The organism is Marinovum sp. 2_MG-2023 (assembly GCF_030548265.1).
Lineage (GTDB): Bacteria > Pseudomonadota > Alphaproteobacteria > Rhodobacterales > Rhodobacteraceae > Marinovum.
The window spans coordinates 153,719-164,909 of the sequence record NZ_JAUOSD010000007.1 but is presented as its reverse complement, the minus strand read 5'-3'; the positions used below and the strand labels follow the sequence as shown (position 1 = coordinate 164,909).

10 protein-coding genes and 2 tRNA genes are annotated in these 11,191 nt (G+C 60.5%); 8 read left to right on the top strand and 4 right to left on the bottom strand.

Annotated elements, in window-relative coordinates:
- Positions 1-15: 15 nt before the first annotated feature.
- The gene (locus tag Q4577_RS10665; RefSeq protein ID WP_244689951.1) at positions 16-1,491 is read left to right on the top strand and encodes a leucyl aminopeptidase; all 1,476 of its coding nucleotides are present in this window, start codon (positions 16-18) and stop codon (positions 1,489-1,491) included.
- A gap of 4 nt (positions 1,492-1,495) precedes the next feature.
- Complete coding sequence (locus tag Q4577_RS10660) at positions 1,496-1,954, top strand: DNA polymerase III subunit chi (protein ID WP_303467766.1); 459 nt, start codon at positions 1,496-1,498, stop codon at positions 1,952-1,954.
- 32 nt (positions 1,955-1,986) lie between these two features.
- Here the strand turns inward: Q4577_RS10660 and Q4577_RS10655 are convergent, their stop codons facing one another.
- The gene (locus Q4577_RS10655) at positions 1,987-2,745 is read right to left on the bottom strand and encodes a polysaccharide deacetylase family protein (protein ID WP_303467765.1); all 759 of its coding nucleotides are present in this window, start codon (positions 2,743-2,745) and stop codon (positions 1,987-1,989) included.
- 243 nt (positions 2,746-2,988) lie between these two features.
- Between Q4577_RS10655 and Q4577_RS10650 the strand changes: the two genes are divergently transcribed.
- Both Q4577_RS10650 and Q4577_RS10645 read left to right on the top strand, forming a co-directional pair.
- Positions 2,989-3,065: transfer RNA gene (locus tag Q4577_RS10650), tRNA-Asp, on the top strand.
- Positions 3,066-3,442: 377 nt separating this feature from the next.
- A tRNA-Asp gene (locus Q4577_RS10645) sits at positions 3,443-3,519 on the top strand.
- A gap of 50 nt (positions 3,520-3,569) precedes the next feature.
- Here the strand turns inward: Q4577_RS10645 and Q4577_RS10640 are convergent.
- Complete coding sequence (locus tag Q4577_RS10640) at positions 3,570-4,331, bottom strand: hypothetical protein (RefSeq protein ID WP_303467764.1); 762 nt, start codon at positions 4,329-4,331, stop codon at positions 3,570-3,572.
- 96 nt (positions 4,332-4,427) lie between these two features.
- On the opposite strand from Q4577_RS10640, the gene Q4577_RS10635 reads away from it, so the two are divergent.
- Together Q4577_RS10635 and Q4577_RS10630 are read left to right on the top strand one after the other, a co-directional pair.
- The gene (locus Q4577_RS10635) at positions 4,428-5,300 is read left to right on the top strand and encodes a glycosyltransferase family 2 protein (protein WP_303467763.1); all 873 of its coding nucleotides are present in this window, start codon (positions 4,428-4,430) and stop codon (positions 5,298-5,300) included.
- A 159-nt stretch (positions 5,301-5,459) separates the two neighbouring features.
- Positions 5,460-6,344, top strand: a complete 885-nt coding sequence (locus Q4577_RS10630; protein ID WP_303467761.1) for an aldose 1-epimerase family protein — start codon at positions 5,460-5,462, stop codon at positions 6,342-6,344.
- 91 nt (positions 6,345-6,435) lie between these two features.
- On the opposite strand, the gene Q4577_RS10625 is transcribed toward Q4577_RS10630, so the two are convergent.
- Positions 6,436-6,819, bottom strand: a complete 384-nt coding sequence (locus Q4577_RS10625; protein ID WP_303467760.1) for a VOC family protein — start codon at positions 6,817-6,819, stop codon at positions 6,436-6,438.
- 57 nt (positions 6,820-6,876) lie between these two features.
- Complete coding sequence (locus tag Q4577_RS10620; protein WP_303467759.1) at positions 6,877-8,271, bottom strand: M20/M25/M40 family metallo-hydrolase; 1,395 nt, start codon at positions 8,269-8,271, stop codon at positions 6,877-6,879.
- A 235-nt stretch (positions 8,272-8,506) separates the two neighbouring features.
- Between Q4577_RS10620 and hemA the strand changes: the two genes are divergently transcribed.
- Positions 8,507-9,730 carry a 5-aminolevulinate synthase gene (gene hemA, locus Q4577_RS10615; RefSeq protein ID WP_303467957.1) on the top strand — a complete coding sequence of 408 codons (1,224 nt, stop codon included), beginning with the start codon at positions 8,507-8,509 and terminating at the stop codon, positions 9,728-9,730.
- 128 nt (positions 9,731-9,858) lie between these two features.
- Positions 9,859-11,133 (top strand): helix-turn-helix domain-containing protein, encoded by a 1,275-nt coding sequence (locus Q4577_RS10610; protein ID WP_303467758.1) that lies wholly within the window; start codon positions 9,859-9,861, stop codon positions 11,131-11,133.
- Positions 11,134-11,191: the final 58 nt, after the last annotated feature.

Here is an 11,191-nt window from a genome sequence, read left to right as displayed (position 1 = left end):
CACGGAGCAGCAGACATGACCACACCCGCAGCCATTACATTTGCCGAAACCGCGTTGGACACCATTGAAAACGTCACCGGCAGGGTTGTCGTTATCCTGGATGAAGAGGCCAAGATGGATCCCGGCGGGCGCCGGATCAACCGGTTGACGCGTCAGGCGTTGAAGCGGTTTTCCGAAAGTGCCGCGTTCGACAAGATGAAGGACGGCGATGTCGTCTCGCTTTTGTCGCCCTCGGGGCTCGAGGCTGAGGCGCTGGATGTGATCAAGCTGACGCGCCGCCCCGATCCCGCTACCGCACGACGCGCCGGGGCGGCCCTGGCGAAACTGCGCGGTGACAGCGACCTTCTGCTTTTGGCCGGTGGCCGCGCCAAGATCGCCGATCTGGCGATGGGTCTGGCGCTGCGCGGCTATGAATTTGGCGATCACAAGACCGGCAAGGATACGCCGCGCGCCGCCACCCTGACCATCATGTGTTCGAAACCCGCCGAACTGGAGCAGGAATTTGCGCCCATGGCGGCGGTGGCCGAAGGCGTGTTCTTTACCCGCGATCTGGTCAGCGAACCTGCCAATGTGCTGACCACCACCGAATTCGCTGCCCGGCTGGAAGGCCTGCGCGATCTGGGGGTCGAGGTCGAGGTTCTGGAAGAAGACAAACTGGCCGAGCTTGGCATGGGCGCGCTGCTCTGTGTCGGGCAGGGGTCCGACAGCCCGTCCAAGGTTGTGGTGATGAAATGGATGGGGGGCACATCCGGCGACGCGCCGCTGGCGCTGGTTGGCAAGGGCGTGGTGTTCGACACCGGCGGCATTTCCCTGAAACCCGCCGCAGGCATGGAAGACATGACCATGGATATGGGCGGCGCCGGGGTTGTGTCCGGCGTGATGAAGACGCTGGCCCTGCGCAAAGCGCCTGCCAATGTGATCGGCCTTGTCGGGTTGGTGGAAAACATGCCGTCTGGCAATGCGGTGCGCCCCGGCGACATCGTGACCTCGATGAAGGGTGACACGATCGAAGTGATCAATACCGATGCCGAGGGGCGTTTGGTGCTCTGCGACGTGCTTTGGTACACGCAAGAGACCTATAAACCCGCCGCGATGGTCGACCTTGCGACGCTGACCGGCGCGGTCATCATCGGCCTTGGCCATGACAATGCGGGCGTGTTTTCCAACGACGACAGCTTCTGCAATGATTTCCTGAAATCCGCCGCCGCCACGGGCGAGGGCGCCTGGCGTCTGCCCCTGGGGCAGAGCTATGATGACCAGCTGAAGTCGATGAAGGCAGACATGAAAAACGTCGGTGGTCGCCCCGCTGGTTCGATTACGGCGGCGCAGTTCCTCAAACGGTTTGTGCGCGATGAAACGCCATGGATTCACCTCGATATCGCCGGGGTGGCCCAGGTCAGCAAAGACACCGACCTTGCCCCCAAGGGCGCAACCGGTTGGGGTGTGATGGCGCTGGACCGTCTGGTGCGTGATCGGTTCGAAACGGAGTAACCCCTTGGGCGCGGTCTATTTCTATCACCTGACACGCAAGCCGCTGGAAATGACCCTGCCGGTGCTGCTGGACCGGGCGCGCGGGGCCGGTTGGCGCGTGGCGGTGCGCGGCCCGGACGAGGGGCGGCTGGACTGGCTGGATGAAAAACTGTGGCTGGAGCCGGAAGACGGGTTCCTGCCGCATGGTCGCGCGGGCGGTCCGCATGATGCGCTGCAACCGATTTTGCTGACCTCCGGCGCGGCTGGCAATGATCCGCAATGCATCATGTCGATTGACGGCGCGACCCTGACCCCGGACGAGGTGCAGCGGATGGAACGCACATGTATTCTGTTCGATGGCAACGATCCCCAGGCCGTGGATCAGGCGCGCGGCCAATGGAAAACCCTGACCGGTGCCGCCTGCGCCGCGCAATATTGGTCCGAGGAATCGGGCCGCTGGGAAAAAAAGGCCGAAAGCGGCTGATGCGCTAGGCACACGATTAAAGGGTCCTGACCCTAAGATGTGGCGCGGGCAAACCGCCGGTTCTGCCAGGTTGGCCAGCCCAGGATCTGGCTGACGGTCACAAACCGCAAGCCGCGCCCCGTCAATCCGTCCAGTGTGCGCGGCATGGCATCAATCGTGCCGCGATGGATGTCATGGCTCAGGATGATCGCGCCCTTGTGGGAATGCTGCAAAATACGTTGCGCCACCACATTGGCCCCCGGCCTGCGCCAATCCACCGGATCCACCGACCACAGGATGGTGGGCAAATTGCGCTGGCTGTTCAGCCAGGTCCGCTGGCGGCGGGTAAATGCTCCATATGGCGGACGAAAGGTCACCGGCGGCCGCCCGGTGGCATTCCAGATCGCCATTGTGGTGTTGTCGATCTCTTTCAGTACATTGGCGTTGGAATAGCGCGACAAATCGGGATGCGACCAGGAATGGTTGCCAACCTCATGGCCCTCGTCGGCAATCCGGCGGGCAATCTGCGGCCAAGTCTTCACCCGATTGCCAATCACATAAAAGGTCGCCTTGATCTTGCGCTCGCGCAACATGTCCAACAGGCGCGGGGTGTTCTTCGGATGCGGCCCATCGTCAAAGGTCATCGCCACCACCGGCGACGGCGTGCGCACGGCGGTGATGGTGGCCGCATCACGTGCGACAATGTCATTTGGCAGCCGAATGACAGGTTTGGCCGCAGCCATTTCGGGAAATACACCAGCCGCCGCTGTCCCGGCCCCCAGGATCAGGGCCTCACGTCTCGAAATCAACAAAATAATCCCTCCCCAGGGGTCACGGCTGGCAGACCGCGCAAAAAATTCAGTTCCAAACAACAAAGCCCGGCAAGCCGCTAATATCAAAGGAAAATTTATAAAACGCCCTTTGCCCTATGGCCAAAGAGCCTGAATCCCACATCATCTTGTGGTTTTTCACAGGCGCCTGTGGCGAAAAAGCTGCATTAATTGCAGCGAAGCCGCTTGACGCGCCCGGCACCATGGCCTAATCAGCCCGAACGCGCGGTTGTAGCTCAGCTGGTTAGAGTGCCGGCCTGTCACGCCGGAGGTCGCGGGTTCGAGCCCCGTCAACCGCGCCACTTACCCCAAAGTCGTTGAAACGACATTGCCCAATTTCGTGACACATTGGGTGCTTGGCCTGCGCCGATCCGGCCGCCAGTATTCCTCAATTCCGTTCCTGCAAATCTCCTGCGGTCTTGCGCCGCTGCACCTCCGGCCTCTCCATTTCTTCTTGGTCAAAATATCCCGGGGGTCTGGGGGCTGGCCCCCAGTTTTGCACAAAGCCAGTCGGCCCGCTCCGGCGGGGCGACTGTGTGATTGCACCAAATCAGAACCTGCAATTTTTGCCGCCAAACCCACAAAGACCAATCACGCGACGCAATTGATAAAAAACCCGGCCAAAGGTGCTTTTTGTCGTTGACGGCCCGCGGCGCTTATCCTATTCCGCCCCTCACGCGCGGTTGTAGCTCAGCTGGTTAGAGTGCCGGCCTGTCACGCCGGAGGTCGCGGGTTCGAGCCCCGTCAACCGCGCCACTTACCTTCTTCAGAATGATCGCAAAATTGCGATCATCACGCGCCAAACATCATCCCTGAATGTGATATCCCATCGCCGTTTCCAACGGCTGATCCAGTCGTGACATCATCCAGTCGCGATCGCCCTCGGGCATCTTTTCCGGTGTCAGCGGGCGATGTGCCACCGCGGGTTTGAATTTTGCCCCCAGACGTTTGGTCACCGGCTGATAGGGGCGGGAAAGTCCCGCAAATCCCAACCCGGCAGCCAAACCCGCCAAAAACGCCTCTGGCGCGGCTTGCACGGCCTCCAGACGGACAAAAACAACATTTGGGTGGCGGTTGGCAAACCCAAGCAAGGCCGCCATCTTGACCGCCCGCAGCTCAAACAGATCGCGATACATGTCGCCGGTGATCGGATGGCGATCCGCCTGCAAATCCTGGCCGCGATATTCCGGCCCGTCGGCCCATGGGAAATAGCGCGGCCGGTCAACACGTGTGTCCCAGGGCGCGCGGATGAAATCGGAAAACGCCATTTCCTGCATTGGCGGGCGACAGTGCCAGGGTTTGGCATGCATCGACAGCGCCCATTTTTCCGCGCCGCGAAACACACAGACCACCACCAGATCGCCAGGGATCGCCAACATCGCCGGCACCCCATGTTTCCAGCCCAGCACGTCCGAGTTTGCCAATCCGCTGTTGCCATCAATCAACCGCTTGATGAAATTGGTCCCCGACGACCGCTCGCCCATGACCTGAAACCGTTTGGGCGCGGGGCCCTGGTGGCGGATGGACCAGCCATCGGTGCGCAGATCATCCAGGATCGAAACTGTCATCGCGGCCCTTTGCCGTTTGCTGAAAGGCGTTTACGCTTTATTCTATGGAAAAGTGGTAACCGGGTGGTAAAGCCCGTGCAAGAGCAGGACACGCAGATGCAAACAACAGCCGCCGCACTGACCATGGTGCGCGACGACGCCTTTTTCCTGCGCGCCTGGCTGCGCCATTACGGTGACCAACTGGGGCGGGAAAATTGCTACATCGTCAATCACGGCCGCGGCACGGAGGTCGCCGAACTGGCGCAGGGCTGCAATATCATTGGCATTCCCGGCGATCCGCACCCGAATTTCGATATGAAACGCTGGCGGATGCTGAACAATACGGTGCAGGGGCTGCGCTGTTATTACGATCATGTGATTGTGGGCGATGTGGATGAATTGGTGGTGGTTGACCCGGCGGTGGCCGGGGGGCTGCTGGATTTCCTGCGCGATCAACCTCTGCGCCAGGTTTTGACGCCCGTGGGGCTGGAGGTGCTGCACCGGATTGATATCGAAGATCAGCCGATCGCCGATCACATCCTCGGGCCGCGCCGTCATGTGCGGGTCGCGCCGCATTATTCCAAACCCTGTGTGGTGTCGCTGGGCACCAAAATCGCGCGGGGCGGGCATTTCACCCAGGCCGAAAAGCTGCGGACGCCAGAGGCCTTGTTGCTGTTTCATCTGAAATTCTGTGATTTCGGCAATTACGTCGACACGATGAACCGCCGCAATGCGGTGACGGCGGATGTCGGGGCCGGGGTCAAGGAGGCCTCGATCGGTCGCCATTGGTTTGCCGAGGCCCGTGGCGAGGATCGGGCGGTATTTGACGCCTTTGCCACGCGCGAGATGGTGGAATTTGACCTGACCGGGGTGCGCAAGCGGATGCACCGAACATGGAAGGCGCGCGGCGAAACCGGGTTCTGGCAATTCGACCGGCGCGAAAACACGCGCCAAATGCTGCTGCCAGAGCGATTCATCGGGCATGTTTGAGGGCGCTGCATTGATTGGACCGCTTTGGCGGCGGGCATAAATTTTGGGCTTTTCCGGTCAAATTCGGGCTGGGGGGGCTCGCCTTTGGTTCTCTCTATTGATGGATTGGGATAGTCGGTCCGTAGATAAGGATTGAAGTCTGAAGAGGACAAACACCCCATGCCCAGTGAACTCCATCTGCAAAACACGGTACTCAGCCTGTCGGTTTCGCCGCTTGGCGCCGAGATGCAATATCTGCGCACCCACGATGGCGACGACCTTCTGTGGCATGGCGACACCCGGTTCTGGGGCGGGCGGGCCCCGGTCCTGTTTCCGATTGTCGGGCGTGCGGTCGACGACATTATTGCCGTGGATGACTTCAGCGCAAAGATGGCTCAACACGGTTTTGCCCGCCGCAGCAACTTTGCGCTCAAGGAGCAGAGTGATGAGATGTGCTGCCATGTGCTGCGCGACACGGACGACAGCCGGGCGGTCTATCCCTATGCATTTACATTGGAAATTTCGCACCGGCTGGACGGGGCGACGCTGCATGTGACCGCACGGGTGGAAAACGAAAGCGACCGGGTGATGCCCTTTGGCTTTGGGTTTCATCCGGCGTTCTGTTGGCCACTGCCCGGTGCTGGGACCGGGGCCGGAGATGGGGATGCAGTTCACCATGTGTCGCTGGCGTCGGGCGGCGCGCCGGACATGCGAAGATTGGAGGGGGGATTGCTGCGTCGCGATCCGATCCCCGGTCCATTTGTGAATGGGCGTCTGGAGATTCGCGAAGAGCTGTTTGTCGACGATGCCCTGGTGTTCCCCAACGGTTCGGATGCATTGTTTTACGGGCTGCCGGACGGAAGGGGCCTTGAATTCAACTTCACGAACCTGCCGGATCTGGCCCTTTGGCGCCCCACCGGCGCACCGTTTCTGTGCATAGAGCCCTGGCATGGCACCGCACCCCATGTCGGTGACGGGCACCAAATCGCAGATCGGCCCAATTCCGTTGCGTTGGACCCGGGCCAAAGCATCGAATTCGGCTATTCGGTCACTGTGGCGCTGTGATTGGTTGCCCGGTCACTTGGGCCGGACACCGGGACAGAAAACTGCGCCCTGCGATGGGCAAAGGGTGCGCAACGGATGCGCACCCCGCCGGTTACTGCGGCGCGTGGCAGACGGCCTCGATATTGTTTCCATCCGGGTCGCGCACAAAGGCACCGTAATAATCCGCGTGATAATGCGGGCGGGGGCCGGGGGCGCCGTTGTCGGTGCCGCCCGCCGCCAGTGCAGCGTCATAAAACCCGCGAACCTGGGCATGATCGGCCGCAACAAAGGCGAAATGACAGGGCGGGGTCTGGGCCGCGCCCTCGCTGAGCCAGAATGTCGGGCGATCGGTGCCATAGCCACAGACCTTGACCCCGCCGGTGTGTTCCAGCGGGATCTCTATCATCACCGCCCCGCCCAACGGGGCAAGGGCGGCATCGTAAAAGGCGCGGGCCGCGTCAAAGTTCGACACGCTAAGGCCGGAATGGTCGATCATGGCAGGTCTCCTGTGTTTCTGCCTGACCGTCTTACTGACCACCCTTGACAGTTTTCGTCAGGAGCCCGCCTGGGCCCCGATTTTTTCCAATACCCGCGCCCAGCTGCGGGTGCCTTTGTGGAAACTGGCCAGATCATATTTCTCGTTCGGGGAATGGATCTGGTCATCATCCTGACCAAAGCCGATCAGCATCGCCGGCATCGACAGGTAATCGCCGAAATAGCCCGCAATCGGGATCGAGCCACCACAACCGGCAAAGACCGCCGGATTGGGCCATTCGTCCGAAAGCGCCTGGCGGGCGGCTTCGAACATCGGGGAAGAGGTGTCCATCGTGGCGGCCGGCGATGCGCCATGTGCCTTGAACGTCACGCTGCAATCGGGGGGCAGTTGTGCGGTCACATAGGCGCGCAATGCGTCGCGGATGGTTTCGGGGTTTTGTTGCCCGACCAGACGGAACGACAATTTCGCATGCGCCTGCGATGGCAACACGGTTTTGAACCCTTCGCCGGTATAACCGCCCCAGATGCCGTTCACGTCACAGGTCGGGCGCGACCAGATCATTTCCAATCCGGTGCGCGTCGATTCGCCCGCTGGTTCCGACAGGCCCACCGCCGACAGGAAGTCCCGTGCCCGTTCCGATGGATCGCCCAGGGCCGCCCATTGGTCGCGGATCGCCTCGGGCAGCTCTGGCACATCGTCATAAAACCCGGGCAGGGTGACGCGCCCCATATCATCATGCAGCCCCGCCAGAATGCGCGACAACACCCGGATCGGGTTCATCGCAATGCCGCCGAACATGCCGGAATGAAGATCCTTGTCCGGGCCGGTGATGGTGATTTCCTCGCCCACCAACCCGCGCAACATGGTGGTGATACAAGGGGTGTCCTGATTCAACATGCCGGTGTCGCAGATCAAGGCAATGTCCGAGGTCAGCTCTGCGGCGTTCTCTTTCATGAAGGGGATAAGCGAGGGCGAGCCGCTTTCTTCTTCGCCTTCGAAAAAGAAGGTGATGCGGCAGGGCAATTTGCCATGCACGGCAATATAGGCGCGACAGGCCTCGATAAAGGTCATCAACTGGCCTTTGTCATCCGATGCGCCGCGGCCGCGAATGACCCGGCCATTTGGGGTCTCCTCGATCTTGGGATCAAACGGATCTGCATCCCACAGATCCAGCGGATCAACCGGTTGCACATCGTAGTGGCCGTAAAACAGCAAATGCGGCCCGGTGTCGCCCAGATGGCCGATCACCATCGGATGCCCCGGTGTGGGGCATTTGCGCGCCTCGGCGCCAAGAGATTGCAGATCCGCAACCAGCCAATCCGCCGCTTTCTGGCAGTCTTCGCGATAGTCCGGGTCGGTTGAAATCGACGGAATCCGCAGAAGTTCCAGCAAGCGGTCAGATGCCGCATTGAGATCGGAATCGATTCGGGTCAGAACAGGCGAAATATCCATGGGCAGTTTCCTTTTTGCGTCAGACCCTAACGATGCGGAAACGACTGTCCAGTGACCTTTGATTTGGATCAATGCCCGAAGATGGGGTCAGGTATTACATAGGTTGTCAGGCGGGGGGCCCCGCTGTATTTATTCATGATCGTGAATTTGACCGCGACGGGAAATCCGCCACGGTCCGGTTCCAACGCAGGGCAGACCGCCCCACGCAAACGGAGGTGACCCGGTGACCCATAAAGTGGATTTTACCGAGAAGCTTGAAACTGCTCTGAACCGTCTTCACGAAGAAGGTCGCTATCGCACGTTCATCGATATCGAACGGAAGCAGGGTCAATACCCGCATGCCATCTGGCGCAAACCCGATGGCAGCGAACAACCGATCACCGTTTGGTGTGGCAATGATTACCTTGGGATGGGGCAGCATCCGGTTGTGCTGGATGCCATGCACGAAGCGATTGACGCCACCGGCGCCGGTTCGGGCGGCACGCGCAACATTTCCGGCACGACCATCTATCACAAGCAACTTGAGGCTGAACTTGCCGATCTGCATGGCAAGGAATCGGCGCTGCTGTTCACCTCGGCCTATATCGCAAATGATGCAACATTAAGCACATTGCCCAAATTGTTCCCGGGTCTGATCATCTATTCCGATGCATTGAACCATGCATCGATGATCGAAGGCGTCCGGCGCAACGGTGGGGCCAAGCGGATCTTTCGTCATAACGACATCGCACATCTGCGTGAGCTGCTGGCGGCCGACGACCCGGACGCGCCAAAGTTGATCGCATTTGAATCAATTTACTCGATGGATGGCGATTTCGGTCCGATCGAGGCGATTTGTGATCTGGCGGATGAATTCGGTGCGCTGACCTATATTGATGAGGTCCATGCGGTGGGCATGTATGGCCCGCGCGGCGGTGGCGTGGCGGAACGTGATCGGCTGATGCATCGGTTGGATATCATCAACGGCACCCTGGCCAAGGCCTATGGCGTGATGGGCGGCTATATCGCCGCGAGCGACAAAATGTGTGACGCCATAAGATCTTATGCGCCGGGGTTCATCTTTACCACGTCGATCCCGCCTGCGGTTGCTGCCGGGGCTGCGGCCTCTGTGCGGCATTTGAAAACCGATCAGGCGCTGCGCGAACGTCACCAGACCCAGGCCAGCATTCTCAAGCTGCGGCTGAAGGGCATGGGCTTGCCGATCATTGATCACGGCACCCATATCGTGCCGGTCATCGTTGGCGATCCCAAGCACACCAAAAAGCTGAGTGATATGCTTTTGGAAAGCTATGGGATTTATGTTCAACCCATCAATTACCCCACCGTGCCCCGCGGCACCGAGCGGCTTCGCTTTACGCCGTCGCCGGTCCATGGACCGCGGGAAATGGATGCACTTGTCAACGCGATGGACGATCTTTGGTCGCATTGTGCGCTGAATCGCGCCGACCTATCCGCATGATTTTCTTTGTCACTGCAATTTCTCTTGTTCCGTGCTAACGTTAGCGCAACAAGTGGGGCGGCACGAATCGCCCTACGCCTTAGGGGTAAGGCATAAGTCAGGGCAGCGGAAAGACGGGGCAGAGACGTATGATTGGGCGCAAATCGCGGCGCGATAAAGCTTTACCAGAGACAGATGTCGGCCCCCGCGGTTTTGACGATTTTGATCTGCGCCTTGGTGATTTGATGCGCGGCGAACGCGCCACCATGGGCAAGTCCCTGCTGGATGTGCAGCGCGAATTGCGCATCAAGGCAGCCTATATCGCGGCCATCGAAAACTGTGATCCCGAAGCATTTGACACCCCCGGTTTCATCGCCGGGTATGTGCGGTCTTATGCGCGGTATCTTGGGATGGACCCGGATTCCACGTTTCAGAAATTCTGCGCCGAAAGCGGTTTCATCACCGCCCATGGCATGTCCGCCGATGCATCGAGCGCGCGAAAGCCCTCTGCGCCGTTGACGACCAGAGCCTCTGGCGAGCGGGATATTTTCAAAGACCCCAACATGCCGTTCACCCCGGCAAACGACAGCATTCTGTCGCGCATCGAACCCGGTGCCGTCGGGTCGATGATGGTTTTGCTGCTGTTGATCGCCGGGATCGGCTATGGCGGGTGGAGCGTTTTGCAGGAAATTCAACGGGTGCAACTGACCCCGGTGGATCAGACACCAATTGCCCTGGCCGAGCTTGATCCGCTTGAAGGGGCAGGGCGTATTGCGCCGCAGGCCGGGGAGTCCGACCCGGATGAGGTGCGCGCATCGGGGGTCTTTACCCCGCCGTCCGAGGAGCCGCTGGACCGGCTTTACCGCCCGCAAGCTCTTGATGTGCCTGTGCTGATTGCGCGGGATGCGCCGATTTCAACGCTGGATCCTTCGCGGGTCGGAAGTTTCGCCCATGCGTCGCGCGAACGCGCGCCGACAATTGCCACGGCCAGCGCCGCGGCGTCGGGCGATGTGCCCCTGCAGCAGGCGATTGCCAATATTCTGCCGCAGGTTCTGGAACCGGCAACGCCGGGGGTTCAACTGGTGGCGGTGCGCCCGGCCTGGGTTCGGGTGCGTGGCGCGGATGGATCGGTGGTCTTCGAGGCGGTGATGAATGCCGGCGACACCTATGATGTGCCGCAGACCGACGATCCTGCGACTCTGCGGGTTGGGGCGTCCGGCGCGATCTATTTCGCGGTCAACGGCCAGACATTTGGCCCCGCAGGCCCACGTGGCGCGGTGACGTCGAATGTGGTTCTGGCCGCTGCCAGCCTGACCGAACGGTATCAGCCGGCCGATCCGACCAAAGATGCCGATCTTGAAAAGATGGTGGCAGAATTGAACCTGCGTGTGGGCTCTGTTCCTGCTGCGCCGGTCGGCGAATAATCGGTCTCTGCCCGGCTTGTGCGGATCCATGCGGATCCGGCGACATTGACACATTGCA